This is a genomic window from uncultured Pseudosulfitobacter sp., from assembly GCF_963976325.1.
GTDB lineage: Bacteria > Pseudomonadota > Alphaproteobacteria > Rhodobacterales > Rhodobacteraceae > Pseudosulfitobacter.
Genome location: NZ_CAXBJW010000003.1, coordinates 84,772 through 102,812 on the forward strand (window position 1 = coordinate 84,772; position 18,041 = coordinate 102,812).

At 63.7% G+C, this 18,041-nt stretch carries 19 protein-coding genes; 13 read left to right on the forward strand and 6 right to left on the reverse strand.

Annotation, left to right across the window (positions count from 1 at the left end; genetic code table 11):
- The first annotated feature begins 19 nt into the window (after positions 1-19).
- Positions 20-886: a hypothetical protein gene (locus tag AAC077_RS11445; protein WP_339769670.1), complete on the forward strand. Its 867-nt coding sequence runs from the start codon at positions 20-22 to the stop codon at positions 884-886.
- On the opposite strand, the gene AAC077_RS11450 is transcribed toward AAC077_RS11445, so the two are convergent.
- Complete coding sequence (locus AAC077_RS11450; protein WP_339769672.1) at positions 883-1,677, reverse strand: phytanoyl-CoA dioxygenase family protein; 795 nt, start codon at positions 1,675-1,677, stop codon at positions 883-885. The genes AAC077_RS11445 and AAC077_RS11450 overlap by 4 nt on opposite strands.
- A gap of 41 nt (positions 1,678-1,718) precedes the next feature.
- Entirely contained in the window at positions 1,719-2,138 is a 420-nt protein-coding gene (gene irrA / locus AAC077_RS11455; RefSeq protein WP_339769674.1) for an iron response transcriptional regulator IrrA, read from the reverse strand.
- A 253-nt stretch (positions 2,139-2,391) separates the two neighbouring features.
- Here irrA and fabA point away from each other — a divergent pair, with 253 nt between their 5' ends.
- The 3 genes from fabA to AAC077_RS11470 are packed head-to-tail and all read left to right on the forward strand — an operon-like array spanning position 2,392 to position 4,964.
- Positions 2,392-2,901 carry a bifunctional 3-hydroxydecanoyl-ACP dehydratase/trans-2-decenoyl-ACP isomerase gene (fabA, locus tag AAC077_RS11460; protein ID WP_339769676.1) on the forward strand — a complete coding sequence of 170 codons (510 nt, stop codon included), beginning with the start codon at positions 2,392-2,394 and terminating at the stop codon, positions 2,899-2,901.
- A 33-nt stretch (positions 2,902-2,934) separates the two neighbouring features.
- Positions 2,935-4,164 carry a beta-ketoacyl-ACP synthase I gene (gene fabB / locus AAC077_RS11465; protein ID WP_339769678.1) on the forward strand — a complete coding sequence of 410 codons (1,230 nt, stop codon included), beginning with the start codon at positions 2,935-2,937 and terminating at the stop codon, positions 4,162-4,164.
- An 8-nt stretch (positions 4,165-4,172) separates the two neighbouring features.
- A complete protein-coding gene (locus AAC077_RS11470) occupies positions 4,173-4,964 on the forward strand; it encodes an enoyl-ACP reductase (protein WP_339769680.1) in 792 nt (263 codons plus the stop codon).
- A gap of 78 nt (positions 4,965-5,042) precedes the next feature.
- Here the strand turns inward: AAC077_RS11470 and AAC077_RS11475 are convergent, their stop codons facing one another.
- Both AAC077_RS11475 and AAC077_RS11480 read right to left on the reverse strand, forming a co-directional pair.
- Positions 5,043-6,158, reverse strand: a complete 1,116-nt coding sequence (locus AAC077_RS11475) for a class I SAM-dependent RNA methyltransferase (protein ID WP_339769682.1) — start codon at positions 6,156-6,158, stop codon at positions 5,043-5,045.
- Positions 6,159-6,248: 90 nt separating this feature from the next.
- Entirely contained in the window at positions 6,249-6,677 is a 429-nt protein-coding gene (locus AAC077_RS11480; RefSeq protein WP_339769684.1) for a peptidylprolyl isomerase, read from the reverse strand.
- Positions 6,678-6,872: 195 nt separating this feature from the next.
- Here AAC077_RS11480 and AAC077_RS11485 point away from each other — a divergent pair, with 195 nt between their 5' ends.
- The 9 genes from AAC077_RS11485 (at position 6,873) to AAC077_RS11525 (ending at position 16,408) form a co-directional block, all read left to right on the forward strand.
- Positions 6,873-7,559, forward strand: a complete 687-nt coding sequence (locus AAC077_RS11485; RefSeq protein ID WP_339769686.1) for a haloacid dehalogenase type II — start codon at positions 6,873-6,875, stop codon at positions 7,557-7,559.
- Position 7,560: 1 nt separating this feature from the next.
- Entirely contained in the window at positions 7,561-8,382 is an 822-nt protein-coding gene (locus AAC077_RS11490; protein ID WP_339769688.1) for an alpha/beta hydrolase, read from the forward strand.
- Complete coding sequence (locus AAC077_RS11495; RefSeq protein ID WP_339769690.1) at positions 8,379-9,350, forward strand: threonine/serine dehydratase; 972 nt, start codon at positions 8,379-8,381, stop codon at positions 9,348-9,350. Before AAC077_RS11490 ends, AAC077_RS11495 begins: the two co-directional genes overlap by 4 nt.
- The gene (locus AAC077_RS11500) at positions 9,347-10,552 is read left to right on the forward strand and encodes an endonuclease/exonuclease/phosphatase family protein (RefSeq protein WP_339769692.1); all 1,206 of its coding nucleotides are present in this window, start codon (positions 9,347-9,349) and stop codon (positions 10,550-10,552) included. The genes AAC077_RS11495 and AAC077_RS11500 overlap by 4 nt, the downstream gene beginning before the upstream one ends.
- Entirely contained in the window at positions 10,549-11,337 is a 789-nt protein-coding gene (pcaD, locus tag AAC077_RS11505; RefSeq protein WP_339769694.1) for a 3-oxoadipate enol-lactonase, read from the forward strand. Before AAC077_RS11500 ends, pcaD begins: the two co-directional genes overlap by 4 nt.
- 1 nt (position 11,338) lies before the next feature.
- Positions 11,339-12,673, forward strand: coding sequence for a lyase family protein (locus AAC077_RS11510; protein WP_339769696.1), 1,335 nt, complete (start codon positions 11,339-11,341; stop codon positions 12,671-12,673).
- 7 nt (positions 12,674-12,680) lie between these two features.
- Positions 12,681-13,886: a TCR/Tet family MFS transporter gene (locus AAC077_RS11515; RefSeq protein WP_339770292.1), complete on the forward strand. Its 1,206-nt coding sequence runs from the start codon at positions 12,681-12,683 to the stop codon at positions 13,884-13,886.
- Positions 13,887-13,998: 112 nt separating this feature from the next.
- Positions 13,999-15,090 (forward strand): zinc-binding dehydrogenase, encoded by a 1,092-nt coding sequence (locus AAC077_RS11520; protein ID WP_339769698.1) that lies wholly within the window; start codon positions 13,999-14,001, stop codon positions 15,088-15,090.
- A gap of 85 nt (positions 15,091-15,175) precedes the next feature.
- Positions 15,176-16,408 (forward strand): mandelate racemase/muconate lactonizing enzyme family protein, encoded by a 1,233-nt coding sequence (locus AAC077_RS11525; RefSeq protein WP_339769700.1) that lies wholly within the window; start codon positions 15,176-15,178, stop codon positions 16,406-16,408.
- On the opposite strand, the gene AAC077_RS11530 is transcribed toward AAC077_RS11525, so the two are convergent.
- Positions 16,405-16,860: a CIA30 family protein gene (locus AAC077_RS11530; RefSeq protein ID WP_339769702.1), complete on the reverse strand. Its 456-nt coding sequence runs from the start codon at positions 16,858-16,860 to the stop codon at positions 16,405-16,407. The two genes, AAC077_RS11525 and AAC077_RS11530, sit on opposite strands and share 4 nt — an antisense overlap.
- On the reverse strand, positions 16,857-17,891 hold the full coding sequence (locus AAC077_RS11535; RefSeq protein ID WP_339769704.1) for a dipeptidase: 1,035 nt from the start codon (positions 17,889-17,891) through the stop codon (positions 16,857-16,859). Before AAC077_RS11535 ends, AAC077_RS11530 begins: the two co-directional genes overlap by 4 nt.
- Between the last annotated feature and the right edge of the window lie 150 nt (positions 17,892-18,041).

Consider the following 18,041-nt stretch of genomic DNA (forward strand, 5'->3'; position numbering starts at 1 on the left):
AAAACAGACAGGCCCCGGAATGATTTACCCCTCGCTCGATGACTTTATGAAGGACGCAGGCACGGTTCTGGCCAAAGGTCCGATTGCCTTGATCATGGTCGAAGACGATGTCGAGGTCGCCACGACCCTGCGCCACCACCAGCAGTTGGGCTTTGCCACGGTGCTGGCGTTCATGCCGCAGGAATTCATGCTGCCGCGTGATCTGGACGACGACATCATCCGGATCACCTATGATGTCACCCATGACGGCGCTGTCCAGCGTGCGGTGAACCGGATCAATGACGCGGCCATCGGGAAATGGCTGTTCTATTGCTACAACGCGGAGTACCTGTTCCACCCCTTTTGCGAGACCCGCAGCATTGGCGAAATGCTGGCCTTTCACACCGAGGAACGGCGCAGCGCGATGCTGACCTATGTGATTGATCTGTATGCGGACGATCTGAACACCTATCCCGACGCGGTGTCACTGGATCACGCCTATCTCGACCGCTCGGGCTATTACGCGCTGGCCCGCAAGGACCCGACCACGGGCAACCCGCGCGAACGGCAACTGGATTTCTTCGGCGGCCTGCGCTGGCGCTATGAAGAGCACGTGCCCGCCGCCCGCCGCAAGATCGACCGCATCGCGATATTCCGCGCAGCCCCCAAACTGCGGCTGCGCGACGACCACACGTTCAGCGATCAGGAATACAACACCTTCGCCTGCCCGTGGCACCACAACATCACGGCCGCGATTGCATCATTCCGCACCGCCAAGGCGCTGAAACGCAATCCCGGCAGCACCTTTGATATCCAGACCTTCAAATGGCACAACTCGGCCCCGTTTGAATGGCATTCACGGCAGTTGCTGGATCTGGGGCTGATGGAACCGGGACAGTGGTTTTAGCCGCGCAGCACCGGAAACCAGTCTTCGCGCAGACGTTGCCCCGGCTGCATGTCATGCCCCGGAAACGGCGGCGACGTGGGACCGGGGCGCGCGACATAGCGGGCGTCCTCCCCCACCAGCCGCAGTGAAAACGCGCGGCGGCGGCTGTCGCTGGTGTTGCCGCGTGCGCCATGCAGGGTGCGATAGTGAAACGCCACCGCATCGCCCGGCTGCATCTGGTATTCGACAACGGTCATGCCTTCGGCGTCAGGATCAGGCACCGGCATATAGGGCGCCGGATCAAAAAACGCATCGCCCTTCGCCCAGCGGGTCGGCAGCACGTCCTTTTCCCACAGGTGCGACCCCGCGACGCAGCGCAGGCTGGCGGTCGTCACCGGATCAAGCGGCGACCAGAAGCTGACGACCTGCTGTCCTTCGACAAAATAATAGGGCCCGTCAGAATGCCATGGCGTCGCCATCGACGTTCCCGGCTCTTTCACCAGCACATGATCGTGGAACAGTTGCACACGCTGCGATCCCATCAGGGCGGCGGCCGCTTCGGCGGCGCGCGATGTGCGAATGACCTGTTCGAACTCGGGAATGCGCTGCCAATTGCAGTAATCATCAAAGAACCGCCCGCGCTCGCCGTCGCGCTTGTTCTCGGACGCATAGGGGCCGGGATCGTCCATGTTGCGCGCAACACCAGCGCGCAGAGTTTCGACATGGTCGGCAAACAGGCCGGGCACCAGTACAACGCCGTCGCGGCGATAGGTGTCGATCTGCTCTTGGGTGATGAAAGGAACTTGGGTCATAGGTGCAGCAATCCGGTACTATTCTGCACCTTGGTGCCGCCTTACGGCTTCTTGCGCAACCGAATCACCACGTCGACCGAGGAAATCTCCGCACCCGCAGGGGCGTTCGGCAGCCGCGAAATCACCAGCTCGTCCGACGGCGCATCGCTTAGCCGTGCCTCGTCTTCCCAGAAGAAATGCGGGTGATCGTGGGTGTTGGTGTCGAAATAGCTTTTCGAGCCGTCAACGGTGACCTCTTGCAACAGCCCGGCGTCGCAAAACGTGCGCAGGGTGTTGTACACAGTGGCCAGCGACACCGCCTCGCCCTCGGTCTTGGCGGCCTCGAACAGGCTTTCTGCGGTGACATGGCGGTGCTGGCCGTCGCCAATCAGCAACGCCGCCAACGTCACGCGCTGCCGCGTCGGGCGCAATCCTGCCCCCGCCAGCCAATCGGTTCCGATGTCATGTTGCGACTGCGCCATGCCTGCCCTCAATTCGATACACTTCCTATATAGAGGGCGCATGGGGTGATTTTCAAACGGAAATCGGCACTGCGTGGCCGCACGGCATCACATCGGTCAAGCTGTCGCACCCCTGCGCGCGCCACGACGGCGGCACAACAGCGTCAGGCGCGACCCAAGGGCATGTCCGCCCCACGACGCGGCGCACTTGGCAAAACGGGCGCGTGGGTGCTAGAGGGGTTTAATTGCAAGAATGCGAAGGGAATTCCGAAATATGTCCGACTATCCCACCAGTTTCGACCGCGACGATCTGCTGAAGTGCGCGCGCGGAGAGCTTTTCGGCCCCGGCAACGCGCAGTTGCCCGAACCGCCGATGCTGATGATGGACCGGATCACAGACATTTCGGGCGACCGCGGCTTGCACGAAAAGGGTCACGTTGTCGCAGAATTCGACATCAAGCCCGACCTGTGGTTCTTTGACTGCCACTTTCCCGGCAACCCGATCATGCCCGGCTGCCTGGGTCTGGACGGGCTGTGGCAGTTGACCGGCTTTAACCTTGGCTGGCGCGGCTGGCAGGGGCGCGGCTATGCCCTGGGCGTGGGCGAGGTCAAGCTGACCGGCATGGTCCGCCCCGACCGCAAAGTGCTGACATATTACGTTGATTTCACCAAAGCGATCCAGACGCGCCGCCTGACCATGGGTGTGGCGAACGGACGGGTGGAAGCAGACGGAGAAACCATCTATCAAGTGACTGACATGAAGGTCGCTCTGTCCGAGAGCTGAACCGGAAGGGTCTAAGGTCTGAAGGAGTTTACCATGCGCCGAGTCGTCGTGACAGGGCTGGGGATTGTGTCGTCCATCGGCAACAATGCAAGCGAAGTGCTGGCCGCCCTCAAGGCTGGCAAATCCGGTATCGTGGCATCCGAAGAGATGACCGAACACGGGTTCCGCAGCCGCATCGCAGGGACGTTGAAAATCGACGTCTCCGAAATGATCGACAAACGCACGTTGCGTTTCATGGGCCCCGGGGCGGCATACGCCCATATCGCCATGGCCGAGGCCATTGCCGACGCGGGTCTGACCGAAGATGACATCGTGAACCCGCGCACCGGTCTTGTGGCCGGTTCGGGCGGTCCGTCCACATCCGCGCTGTTTCAGGCGCACCAGACGGTGCTGTCCACGGGTGCTACAAAACGCATCGGCCCCTTTGCGGTGCCCAAATGCATGTCCTCGACGATCAGCGCCAACCTTGCGACGGCCTACAAGATCAAGGGCATCAACTATTCGATCACATCCGCCTGCTCGACCTCGCTGCACTGTATCGGCAATGCGGCCGAACAGATCATGATGGGCAAACAGGACGTGATGTTCGCGGGTGGCGGCGAGGAACTGGACTGGACCCTGTCCTGCCTGTTCGATGCGATGGGCGCGATGTCGTCCAAGTTCAACGACACGCCCGAGAAAGCCTCGCGCGCGTTCGATGCCAACCGCGACGGCTTTGTCATCTCGGGTGGCGGCGGCATGGTGGTGCTGGAAGATCTGGAACATGCGCTGGCGCGCGGTGCCGAGATTTACGCCGAAGTCACAGGCTTTGCCGCCACCTCCGACGGGCACGACATGGTCGCGCCGTCCGGCGAGGGCGGTGAACGCGCGATGCGTCTGGCGCTGCAAACCCTGCCCGAAGGGCGCAAGGTCGGCTATATCAACGCGCACGGCACCTCGACCCCCGTCGGCGACGTGGGCGAAATCGAAGCTGTGCGCCGCGTCTTTGGCACCGGCACCACGCCGCCTGTGTCCTCGACCAAGTCGATGACAGGCCACGCCCAAGGGGCCGCCGGTGCCCTTGAGGCGATCTTTTGCCTGCTGATGCTGAAACATGACTTCATCACCCCCTCGATCAACGTCGAGACGCTGGACGAAAGACTGGACCCCGCCGAAATTGCCACCAAGCTGGTGGAAAACGCAGGGCTGGACTCCGTCATGACAAACTCGTTCGGGTTTGGCGGCACCAACGGGTCGATGATCCTTTCCAAATATAAAGAGTGATTGCAAAAATGTCGGATGTGCTTGCAGGAAAACGCGGCCTGATTATGGGCGTGGCCAATGATCGGTCCATTGCATGGGGCATTGCCAAGGCGATGCACGCCGCCGGTGCCGAACTGGCCTTTACCTATCAGGGCGAGGCATTCGGCAAGCGTCTTGAGCCGCTGGCGGCCTCGGTCGGGTCGGACTTTATGATCGATGTCGACGTGACCGACGACGCCAGCCTGGACGGCGCGTTCGAACAACTGGGCGCACGCTGGCCGACGATTGATTTCGTGGTCCATGCCATCGCGTTTTCGGACAAATCCGAACTGACGGGGCGGTTTTTGAACACCAGCCGCGCCAACTTCAAGAACTCCATGGACATCTCGGCCTATTCCTTCATCGACGTGGCACGCCGCGCGCATCCGCTGATGGTGGAAAACGGCGGCACCCTGCTGACGCTGACCTATCAGGGCAGCAACCGCGTTGTGCCGAATTATAACGTCATGGGCGTGGCCAAGGCCGCACTGGAAAGCGCCACGCGCTATCTGGCCAACGATCTTGGCCCCGAAGGCATCCGCGTCAACGCCATCTCGCCCGGCCCGATGAAGACGCTGGCCGGCGCGGCCATTGGCGGTGCGCGCAAGACCTACAAGCACACCGACCAGAACGCGCCCATGCGCTCGAACGCAACGCTTGAGGCGGTGGGCGGCACGGCGGTCTATCTGGCATCGGACGCGGGCGCTTGCACCACCGGCGAGATCATCCGCGTCGATGGCGGGTTTCACGTGCTGGGCATGCCGCAGCCGGATTATTTGTAAGCATCGGATTGGGTTCGGGGGCTCTGCCCCCGCGCCTTTGGCGCTCCCCCGGGATATTTTTGGCCAAAAGAACTGCGTCTAGCGCAGGGCATCCGTGCGCCAGAGCCAGATTTTCAGACCACCGTGCGCGACGGGGGCCTCTTGGGGTTTCCATGGCAGGCCGCAGGCTTTGGCAAGGCCCGGCTCGGATGTGACGAGGCCGACGCGCCAGCCCTTGAAGCGGGTTTTCAGGGTTTCCCCCAAAGTGCCGTACAGCGGATACAGCAGGTTCTTGTTGCCGATGCGCGCGCCATACGGCGGGTTGACGATGACCAGACCGGGCGGGCCATCGGGCGGTGTAACCTCGCCCGCGCCGTGCACGTTGAACTGACACAAGGGGGCGACCCCTGCCCGTTCGGCGTTTTGGGTGCTCATACGGATGGCACCCTGATCGCGGTCCGATCCGAAGAAACGCGCGGGGCCGGTGATCGCGGGCATGTCCGTGCGCAGGGTGTCAAAGGCGTCCGCGTCGTAAGAGGCCAGCTTTTGAAACGCGAATTCGCGCGAGCGGCCCGGCTGCAACCCGCTGGCGATTTCTGCGGCTTCGATCAGGAAGGTCCCCGACCCGCACATCGGGTCGACCACGGGTTCAACACCATCGTAACCACACTGGCGCAAGAACATCGCCGCCAGATTTTCACGCATCGGCGCCTTGCCCACCGCCTCTTTGTGACCACGCTTGTGCAGCGCCTCGCCCGAGGTATCCAGACTGATGGTCACGGCATTGTCGTCGATACGCACCTTGATGACGATCTCGGCCTCGGGCGACAGGGTCAGCCCGTGGCTGTCGCGCAGGGCGGTTTCGATCCGTTGGGTGGCCGCACCGGCATGGTAAATCTTGGAGCGTTTGCAGGTGACCTGCACGCGCACCGGCACGTCCGCCCGCAGAATGTCACCCCACGGGAATTTGCGCGCACGTTTGTCCAGTTGCGCAAGGTGAAAGGCCATGAAGTGCCCCACACGCACCAGCACGCGCACCGCACCGCGCAGGCACAGGTTCGCCCGCCAGACATCCGGCCAGCCGCCCTGAATGGTGACCCCGCCAACCGAGGCGACAGGTGCATCAAAACCGGCCTCGGCCACTTCTGTGGCCAGGACATGTTCCAGCCCGGGTGGGCAGACGAGGAATATTTCAAAGGGATCAGGGGTGCTCATGGCCTGCGTCATACGCGTAAATCGCGGGCGCGGCCAGACGCTGTGGCAAAGGGATAGCGGAGGGCTGCATCGCCCTCCGCAGGTGTCGTCTTAGTTGACGGAAACCAGCTCGATGTCGAACGTCAGGTCCTTGCCCGCCAGCGGGTGGTTGGCGTCCAGCGTGACGGTGCTTTCGTCCACTTCCACCACGGTCACAGGCAGCGCCTGACCGTCGGGGGTTTGCATTTGCAACTGTGTGCCGGGGTCCAGCGGAATGTCGGCAGGGATGCCTTCGCGCGGGACCGACTGGCGCATTTCAGGGTTCACCGCGCCATAGGCTTCTTCGGCGGCAACCTTGACTTCTTTCTTCTCGCCAACGGCCATGCCCGGCAGTGCGCTGTCCAGACCGGGAATGATCTGGCCGCTGCCGACCTGAAACTCCAGCGGGTCGCGCCCTTGCGAGCTGTCGAAGGTGCTGCCGTCCAGCAGGGTGCCTGTGTAATGAATGCGAACTGTATCGCCCGATTTGACCTGGGTCATGTGACTCTCCGAATTTTAGGGGGGAATTGACAGAGGCCGCGTGTCTGCGCGGGTGCTCCGGGGTTGGCGTTAATTCAACATAGCGCGGGAAAAGTGTAAACCCCGCCCCCCAAGCGCAACATCGCAGATGATTTTGCGTCTTTTCCATCGGGGTGCTGCGTGACAGTCTGCCTGTGCAGTCACCGGAGAACCCACATGCCCGTCACCACCTGCGTTTTCGATGCCTACGGCACGCTATTCGACGTGGCCGCCGCCGCGCGTCTGGCCGCTGAACAGCCGGAATTTCCCGCCCTTGCAAAGGCTTGGCCGCAACTGGCTGAACATTGGCGGGCCAAGCAACTGAACTATTCATGGCTGCGCGCGGTCATGGGCACGCATACCGATTTCTGGACCGTCACACAGGATGCGCTGGACTGGTCGCTGGCAAAGACAGGACTGGACGGCGATCCGGCCCTGCGCCAGCGGTTGCTGGATCTGTACTGGGAATTGCAGGCCTACGCCGAGGTTCCCGCCATGCTGAAGACCCTGAAAGACGCCGGTTTGAACACGGCGATTCTGTCTAACGGATCACCGGCGATGCTGGACGGGGCGGTGCAGTCGGCGGGCATTGGCGACGTATTGGACGATTGCCTATCCGTGGAATCCGTGGGCATTTTCAAACCTGATCCGCGTGTTTACGATCTGGTGGCGGCGCGGTTCGGCTGCGCCAATACTGCCGTGCTGTTCGTGTCCTCGAACGGCTGGGACGCCGCCGCCGCCGCGCACTACGGGTTTCGCACCGCCTGGGTGAACCGTGCAGGCGATCCGGTGGACCGCCTGCCCGCCACGCCCGATACCATCCTGACCGATCTGACGGGCATCCCCGCCCTTGCCGGAGTTTGACATGGCCACATTCACCACATCCGACGGGCTAAGCCTGCACTACACCGACGCAGGCCAAGGCCTGCCTATCCTGTGTCTGTCCGGGCTGGGACGCACCGGCGCCGATTTCCGCTATGTCGCGCCTTATCTGGACGCCTATCGCGTCATCACCATGGACTATCGCGGGCGCGGCGAATCTGATTTTGACAAGGACTGGCGCAACTACACGCTGGCCGTCGAAAGCCGCGACGCGGTCGAGCTGCTGGACCATCTGGGCATCGACAAGGCTGCGATCCTCGGCACCTCGCGCGGGGGGCTGAATGCGATGATGCTGGGACAGATCGTGCCTGAACGTATCCTTGGCGTGGCCTTCAACGATGTCGGCCCCGAGATTGACCCCAATGGCATCAAGGACATCATGGCCTATCTGGGCGTCAAACCCAGCATCCGCACCCACGCCGAAGCGGCGCTGATCCTGCCCAACCTGCTGGGCGGTTTCATCGGCGTGCCTGCCAGCCGCTGGATGGAAGAGGCCGAAACGCATTTTGTCGACGACGGCGCGGGCGGGCTGAACCTGACCTATGACCCGCATCTGCGCGACGCGGTGGCCAATGACACCGAAAGCCCCGATTTCTGGGCCTTTTTCGACGATCTCGCGGGCAAACCGCTGTGCCTGATCCATGCCGCCGGCAGCGACATTCTGAACGACAAAACGGCGCAGGAAATGCGCGCGCGGCGTCCTGACATGATCTATACCAACCTGCCCGATCGCGGGCATATTCCGTTTCTGGACGAACCTGCGGCGGTGACCGCGTTAAAAGACTGGCTGGACCTTATCCAATGAACATCGACATGATCCGCGCCGCCGCTGGCCGGTTGAACGGCCACGCGCGCCGCACGCCACTGCTGAATTCGCCCTTTATCGACCAGATCGCGGGCCGCCGTGTCTGGATCAAACCCGAATGCCTGCAACACACCGGCAGCTTCAAGTTTCGGGGCGCGTGGTCGGCCCTGTCGGCGCTGGATGCGGACACGCGCGCCAAGGGGGTCATCGCCTTTTCATCCGGCAACCACGCGCAGGGCGTCGCCCTTGCAGCATCGCAACACGGGGTGCCGTCGGTCATCATCATGCCATCGGACGCGCCTGCGCTGAAACTGGCGAACACCCGTGCCTTGGGCGCCGAGGTCGTGACCTATGACCGCGCCACCGAAGACCGCGACGCCATCGGTGACCGGCTGGCGGCGGAACGCGGGTTGACGTTGGTCAAACCCTTTGACGAGCCACAGGTGATCGCAGGTCAGGGCACCGTGGGTCTGGAAATTGCCGAGGACGCGAACGCCCAAGGGATCGAAACAGCCGATGTGCTGGTCTGCTGTGGCGGTGGCGGTCTGACCTCGGGGATCGCGCTGGCGCTTGAGGCTGACGCGCCGGGGTTGCGGGTGCGCCCGGCCGAACCCGAAGGGTTTGACGATGTGAAACGGTCGCTGGAAAGCGGCCGGATTGAGCGGAATGCGCAAACTTCGGGCAATATCTGCGATGCCATCATCACCCCCGCCCCCGGCCACATCACCTTTCCGATCCTGCACCGGCTGTGCGGCCCCGGTCTGGCTGTGTCCGAAGACGAGGCATTGCAGGCCGTTGCCCAGGCGTTCCTGCGCCTGAAACTGGTGGCCGAACCCGGCGGCGCGGTGGCGCTGGCCGCTGCATTGTCGCGCCGCGACGAAATCGCGGGCGACGACGTGATTGTGGTTATTTCTGGCGGCAACGTCGATGCGCCGATGTTCGCCCGTGCCCTGGGCACGCTGGCATGACACGGTTCACAATCGCCAGTTTCAATGTCAAAAACCTGATCGGGCCGGACAAGGAATATTACGAATTCCAACGCTACACCCCCGAGGAATACGCGTGGAAACGCGACTGGATGGCCGAACAGTTACAATCGCTGAATGCGGATGTGATCGGCTTTCAGGAGATATTCGAGGAAGAGGCCCTGCGCGATGTGATCACTGCCGCCGATGCCGAAGGACAGGCAGCCAATGCCGCGTCCATCCCCGGCGCGGACAAGCCCTATCGCAAAAAGGCGATCTTTCGCAAACTGGCCTACACGCCTTATGCGGGGGCTGCATTGGCCTTTGCCCCCAACCTGAATGACGGTCCGGCGGGCGAACGCCGCCCCGGCGTTGCCGTGCTGTCGCGTTTAGGCTTCGAAGGCGCGCCCGAGATCATCCAGGAGCTGTCTGAGCCGATCCGCATCCCGCTGCAAAGCCTGGGCGGTGGCGATGACGCGGGCCACTACACGGTCAAACGGCTTAGCCGCCCGATCCTGAAGGTTCGCATTCCCGTCGGCGGGCAGGTCATCACCCTGTTCAACTGCCACCTGAAATCGAAGCTGGGCGAATTCATCACGCCACCGGGGGCCGAATTCGCTCCGGAACAGGACCTTGTGCACTACGACCCCGTGGGCCGCGCCATGGGATCGCTGCGCGCCGCGCTGCGCCGCATGACCGAAGCGTGGGTTTTGCGCCGCGCCATCGTGGCTGAATTGAAAAAGGGCCGACCCGTGATGGTGCTGGGCGATTTCAACGACGGTGAAAATGCGGTCAGTTCCGAAATCATCTCGGGCGAGGTGCCGTTCAAAAACTATTCATGGATGCTGCGCCACGATGCAAAGGGCCCCAATGACCGGTATTCCCACGAAGAAAACCAGATCATCACCGACCAGGTCCAAGCCATGCGCCTGCATTCGGCGGAAAAGCAGTTCGTCAAGAAATCGCTGCGCGACATGGTCTATACCTCTGCCTTTGGCGGCGTGTTTGAAAGCATTGACCAAATCCTGATGTCGCGGCATTTCCTGCCCGACACACCGGACAGCATTGGCGAAATGCAATACTTCAGCGTATTGAACGACCACCTGACCGATGGCAGCCACGCCGAAGCGCCGTATAACAAACTGGCCTCGGACCACGGACAGATCATGGCACATATGGTGCTGGGACAAGGAGACAGACGATGAAACTGGCAGACCTGGGCGACGTGCGCCTGCATTACCGTATCGACGGCCCCAAAGATGGCGCACCCGTGGTATTCGCCAACTCGCTGGGCACCGATCTGCGGCTGTGGGACCCGATCATGCCGCTGCTGCCTGCGGGTCTGCGCGTTCTGCGCTATGACAAGCGCGGGCACGGGCTGTCGTCCTGCCCGCCGTCGCCCTATTCGATGGGATCGCTGGTTTCGGATGCGGAAAAGCTGATGGACATGCACGGGTTCAAGGACGCGCTGTTCGTGGGCCTGTCAATCGGCGGCATGATTGCCCAGGGGCTGGCTGTGAAACGTCTGGATCTGGTGCGCGCGCTGGTATTGTCGAACACCGGGGCCAAGATCGGCAATGCCGATATGTGGGGCGACCGCATCGCCGCCGTGCTGAAAGACGGGATCGAACCCATGGCCGACGCGGTGATGGAACGCTGGTTCGCCGCCGATTTCCGCGCCACGCCCGAGCTTGAGCTGTGGCGCAACATGCTGGTCCGGCAAGAGGTGCAGGGATACGCTGGCTGCTCGTCCGCCATCTCTGGCACCGATTTCTACACCACCACCGCATCGCTGCGTCTGCCGGCCCTTGGCATTGCCGGGTCCGAGGACGGCTCGACCCCGCCCGATCTGGTGCGCGAAACCATTGACCTCATCCCCGGCAGCCAGTTCCAGATTATCCGCCGCACCGGTCACCTGCCTTGCGTTGAAAAGCCTGAAGACTATGCGCAGATCCTGACCAAGTTCATGCGCGACACGGGGCATATCTGAGATGGCGGCCAGTGTTTTCGCAAGCCCGCTGTACGGGCAGTTGTTTGCCACCGGTGAAACCGGGCGTCTGTTCACCGACAGCGCCGAAGTGCGCGCCATGTTGCTGGTCGAAGGGGCCTTGGCCAAGGTTCAGGGCACCTTGGGCGTCATCCCCGAAATCAGCGGCGCCGCAATCCATCGCGCCAGCCTCGAGGTCGCCATCGACCCCGGCGCATTGGGCGTGGCCACGGGGCAGAACGGTGTGCCGGTGCCCGGCCTGGTGGCCGCCTTCCGCACAGCGATGGAGGCCCCCGAGCACGCACAATACGCCCACTGGGGTGCCACCAGTCAGGACATTGCCGACACCGCGCTGATGCTGCGCCTGCGACAGGCGCTGACACTGGCCGAGGCGGACATTCGCACGTTGTTGGGGGCACTGGCGCAGGCGGCCGAGGATCACGCCGCAACACCAATGCCCGCCCGCACCTATGGTCAGGTCGCCACGCCAACAAGCTGGGGCGCGGTTCTGGCACAATGGGGCACGCCGTTGATCGCCGCGCTGGACGACCTGCCCGCCCTGCGCGATGCCAGCCTGTGGGTGTCGCTGTCGGGCGCGGCCGGCACGTCGTCCGCGCTTGGCCCAAAAGCCGCCGAGACCCGCGCGGACCTGGCCAAGGCGCTGGGGCTGAACGACCCCGGTCACAGTTGGCACACCGACCGCAGCCCGGTGTTGCGCATCGCCGACTGGATGGCGCGGGTGACGGCCACGCTGGCCGCGATGGGCGACACGCTGGTGGGTCTGACCATGTCCGGCATCGGCGAGGTCACACTGTCCGGCGCGGGCGGCTCGTCCACCATGCCGCAAAAGCAAAACCCCGTCGGACCGTCGACCTTGGTGGCGCTGAACATCCAGATGGCGGGCCTGCGCGCGTCGCTGCAAGCGGCCGCAGCACACCAGCATCAGCGCGACGGGGCGGCATGGTTCGCCGAATGGATGGTGCTGCCGCAGGTGGTGCTGACCAATGCCTGCGCCCTGCACCACGCAAAAACGTTGGCCCAGGGGATCAACCCTGTGCCCGCACGGATGCACGCGGCCCTCGAAGACGGCCTGGGCCTGATCCATGCCGAGGCGCTCAGCTTTGCGCTGGCTGACCAGATGCCCCGCCCCGAAGCGCAAGCGGCAACCAAGGCCCTGTGCAAAGAGGTGATGGACACCCAGACGCCCCTGCCCGATCTCGCACTGCGACAGTACCCCGATCTGCCGCAAGGGCTGTTTGATGCCGCAACGCAAATGGGCACCGCCGCAAGCGATGCCCGCACCTTTGCCAGCCGCGCCCGCAGCGCCGCCACCGCGTAGCACCGGCGTGAAGCCCGCCGTCGTCTTTTTGCTGTGCACCGTCCTGCTGGATGCGATGGGCATCGGGTTGATCCTGCCGATCATGCCCGATCTGATCCGCAACGTGCAGGGCGGCACGCTGGCGCAGGCGGCGCTGTGGGGCGGCGTGCTGTCCACGTCCTTTGCGGTGATGCAGTTCCTGTTCGGCCCCGTCATCGGCGGGCTGTCCGACCGCTTTGGCCGCCGTCCCGTGCTGCTTTTGTCGCTGGTGGTGATGTGTCTGGATTACATGTTGATGGCCGTGGCGGGCAGCATCTGGCTGCTGCTGGCGGGCCGGATCATCGGCGGGGTCGCGGCCTCGACCCAGTCCACCGCCAATGCCTGCATGGCCGACCTGTCCGCCCCCGAGGACAAAAGCGCCAACTTCGGCCTGATCGGCGCTGCCTTTGGCATCGGGTTCGTGCTGGGGCCGCTGATCGGCGGGCTGCTGGCCGAATACGGCACCCGCGCACCATTCTGGGCTGCGGCGTTTCTGGCGGGGTTGAACGCGATCTTTGGATGGTTCGTCCTGACCGAAACCGTCACCGACCGCATTCGCCGTGCGTTTTCTTGGCGGCGGGCAAACCCGCTGGGCACGCTGCGCGCTTTGGGAAAACTTCCACAAATCCGCCGTCTTCTTGTGGTTTATTTCATCTACCAGTTCGCTTTTATCGTCTATCCGACGATCTGGGCCTATTTCGGTCATGCGCGGTTCGACTGGTCGCCTGCCTTGATCGGCCTCAGCCTTGGACTGTTCGGCGTCTCAATGGCCGTGGTTCAAGGCGGCCTGATCCGCATCGCCCTGCGCCGGTTTGGCGAAAGCGGGACCATCGTCTACGGTCTGCTGTTCAGCATTGTCAGCTACGTGGCAATCGCGCTGGTCACCTCGGGCACCGTCGCGCTGATCCTGACGCCGATTGCGGCCTTTGGCGGGGTGATCGCCCCCGCGCTGCAAGGGATCATGTCCAGGGCCACCGGCGACGACCAACAAGGCGAATTGCAAGGCGCGATGGTGTCGGTCAATGCGCTGGCGATGATCCTGTCGCCGCTGGTGATGACCTCGGTGTTCTACAGCTTTACCGCCGACAACGCCCCCGTCTATGCGCCCGGCGCGCCCTTTGTGCTGTCGGCGGCTTTGACGGGGCTGGCCCTGCTGATCTATCTGCGCCCCCTGCGCGGTGCGCAGATCACCTGACGTTACTGGCCCGAACTGGCGCAGACAGACCGGTAAAGCGTCGGTTTCCGACATGCGCCGCCCTTCTGCCCCCAGCACCCTGAGCAGACCGCTCTGCCATCAGGACACTCACATGCAAACCATCAAAGCCGCCGTCTGCCATGCCTTCGGCGACCCGCTGCGCATCGAAGACATCCACCTGCGCGCCCCCGAAATGGGCGAGGTCGAAGTGACCGTCGACGCGGTGGCAATCTGTCATTCCGACATCTCCTATGCCGAAGGCGCATGGGGCGGCAGCCTGCCCGCCGTCTACGGCCACGAGGCCGCAGGGCGGATCAGCGCGGTTGGCGCAGGTGTCACCGGCCTGTCCGAAGGCGACAGCGTGGTGGTCACGCTGATCCGCGCGTGCGGGTCGTGCGCACCCTGCGCGGGCGGCAGCCCGGTGTCCTGCGAAACGCCCTATAACGGCGACATGGGGCCGATCACCCTGCCCGATGGCGGCAAGCTGCATCAGGCGATGGCCACCGGGGCCTTTGCCGAAAAGGTGGTGGTGGACCAGCGGCAGGTTGTGCGCATCTCGGACAAAATCGCCAAGGATGTCGCATCGCTGGTGGCTTGCGGCGTCATCACCGGCGTGGGCGCTGTGGTGAATTCCGCCCACCTGCGCGCGGGGCAGGACGTGGTGGTGATCGGCGCAGGCGGCGTCGGACTGAACGCCATACAGGGCGCGCGGATAGCAGGCGCGCGGCGCATCGTGGCGGTGGATATGAGCGCCGAGAAGCTGGCGGTGGCACAGGAATTCGGGGCGACCCATGGCGTGCTGGCCACGCACAAGGCGCCGTGGCTGGCCGCGCGCAAGGCCTTGGGCGGGCGCGGGGCAGACGCAGTGATCGTGACGGTGGGTGCGATCCCCGCCTATGATCAGGCCCCGCACTATCTGGCCACGGGCGGCAAGGTGATCATGGTCGGAATGCCCCATGTCGGCGGCGAGGCCACCTATCAGCCGGTCAATCTGGCCGCCGCAGGTCAGGGCATGATCGGGTCGAAAATGGGCGACGTGGTGATCCAACGCGACATTCCGTGGATGCTGGACCTGTATGAACAGGGGCGTCTGAAACTGGACGAGCTGATTTCGGGGCGCTGGACGCTGGATCAGATCAACGAGGCGATCTCCGACACCAAGACTGGAACTGCGCGGCGCAATGTGATCGTGTTCAACCGATAAACATAGGACGCCAACCGACCGGGGCTGTGCCCCCGATTTTGAGTCCGGCCCCGGAGTTTACTGGCAAGATGAAGGACCAGCCCGCATGAAGCTGCAAGACCTTGATATTATCATCACGGCCCCGCCTGCTCCGGGCTGGGGCGGGCGCTATTGGATATTGGTCAAGGTGACCACCGACACCGGCATCGTCGGCTGGGGTGAGTGTTACGCGGCCTCTGTGGGGCCTGACGCCATGCGGGCGGTGATCGGGGACGTGTTCGCGCGGCACATGCAGGGCGAAAACCCCGAGAACATCGAACTGATGTTCCGCCGCGCTTATTCGGCCGGTTTCACCCAGCGGCCCGACCTGACCGTGATGGGGGCGTTTTCGGGGCTGGAAATCGCCTGTTGGGACATCCTGGGCAAGGATCGCGGGCGGCCTGTGCACGCGCTGATCGGCGGGCGGATGAACGACCGCATTCGCGCCTACACCTATCTCTACCCCCTGCCCCAGCATGACCTGACGGCTTTTTGGACCGCGCCCGAAATGGCCGCCGAAGCCGCCGCCGATTGCGTGGCGCGCGGCTATACGGCGGTCAAATTCGACCCGGCCGGCCCCTATACCCTGCGCGGCGGCCACATGCCCGCGATGCGCGATATCAGCCAGTCAGTCGCCTTTTGCAAAGCGATCCGCGACGCGGTCGGCGACCGCGCCGATCTGCTGTTTGGCACGCACGGGCAGTTCACCACCGCCGGTGCCATCCGGCTGGGCCGTGCGATCGCACCCTACAACCCGCTGTGGTACGAAGAACCCGTGCCACCGGACAATCCTGCGCAGATGGCCGCTGTGGCCAGCGCCGTGGGCATTCCCGTGGCCACCGGCGAGCGGCTGACCACCAAGGCCGAATTCGCACCGATCCTGCGCAGCGGGGCCGCCAGCATCCTGCAACCGGCCCTGGGCCGCGCGGGCGGCATCTGGGAGGTCAAGAAAATCGCGGCGATGGCCGAGGTGTACAATGCGCAACTCGCGCCGCATCTTTACGCAGGGCCAATCGAATGGGCCGCCAACCTGCAACTGGCCGCGTCCATCCCCAACCTGCTGATGTGCGAAACCATCGAAACCCCGTTCCATGATGCGCTGATCAAGGGCAGCATCCGCGTCGAGGACGGCTTTGTCACGCCATCAGACGCGCCCGGTCTGGGGATCGAGGTGGACGAGGATCTGGCCCGTGCACACCCCTACACCGGCACCGGCCTGCATCTGGAAATGCAGGAAGCGCCCTGTGATTACGTGAATGGCAATGCATTCGAGGGCGGCGCGCCCGCGCCAAAGACCTAGTACAACCGCACGCCGCTGACCGCCACATCGACCGCGAATTCACGACCCACGGCGACCACGCCGACACGGCGCAACTCGGACGCATCGAAAATGGCGTCCGTCCGATAGGCTTCGAGCGTATCAAAGGGCACCTTGATCGTGGTCCACGCCGCCGTCGCCACGAATTCGGTGCGGAACGACTGCCACGCACGGGTCAACCGCGTGGTGCGCAGGCGCAGGTCATAGCGTTCGTCGTTGCCGTAAACGTCCAGTTCCAGACCGGTCCATCCGCCAGCATCTTCTGCCAGATCAAACGCCATCTGGATAAATCCGCCGCCATTGTCCGTGCTGACCGTCCCTGTCAGATGCATGGCCGCGCGGTCCGCGACCTGCGCCTGCCCCGCCTGCCCGCGCGACACGCCGCCCATAACACCGTCGGCCACGTACTCCCAATCGGGATGCAGCACCTTCATGCGCTTTTTTCCAGATGCCGCCCCAGAAACCCCAACCAGTTTTCGTGGCAGATCTTGGCGATCAGTTCCGCGCCAAAGCCTGCGTCTTCCATCGCCTTGACCAACACCGGCAAGTCGGCTGCCGACGCGATCCCGTCAGGCATCCGCGCGCCGTCGAAATCGCTGCCCAGTGCCACGTGATCCTCGCCCAGATGCTCGACCATATAATCCAGATGGCGAATGCAGGCATCCAGCCCCACGCGCCACGTTTTCCAGCCCTCGTCGCTGAGAAACGGCGGCGCAAAGTTCAGCCCTGCGATGCCACCGCTTTGGGCGATGACCTGCAATTGCGCGTCGGTCAGGTTGCGCGTGGACGGGCACAGCGCCCATGCGTTCGAATGGGTGGCAACGACGGGCTGGCCCATGTTTGCGATGTCCTCGAACCCTTTCAGGGTGATGTGGCTGGTGTCCAGCATGATCCCCAGCGCGCCGCACCGCGCGGCCAGACGCTTGCCATCGTCGGTCAGGCCCGGGCCTTGATCAGGATCACGGAAGTGGCCAAAGGGCACGCCGTGGCCAAAGATGTTGTTGCGCGACCAGACCGGCCCCAGCGACCGCAGGCCGACACCATGCAGCACATCCAGCGCCAGCAGATCGGCGTCGATGCAATCTGCGCCCTCCAGATGCAGGATACAGGCCAACGCATCGCCCATGAAGGCGCGCGCCAGCTGGTCGGGCTGCGTGACAATCTCGATCTGGCCCGCATTGGCCAGTTGCAAGGCGATCCCCGCCTGCCCCATCGCGGCCTGCAAGGCCCACCCCTGATCCAGCGGATCGTCCAGGGGTTCAAGCTCGATGGCCGTGACCTCGGTGTTGCCCGCATGCGGGGCGCGGCTGGCCGGGCTGTAGATGGCAAAGAACCCGCCGCCCATCCCGCCCGCGCGACAGGCCGCCGCGTTCACGTGGCCTGCATCGGTCGCAAAATGCGCCACGGGGTCGCCTTGGTGCTTCCACAACCGCATCAACGCATCGTTGTGCCCATCAAATATCATCTGTTTCCCCATCAGTCCGCCGTCCAACCTCAGTCAACCATCATCGCCGAGACACAGCTTAGTGGATGATGTGCGTTTCACCAGAGCCTGTGGGCAACTGAAAGCGTCGGCATGGATATTTATAGCCAAAAGAAACGGGGGCACTGTGGC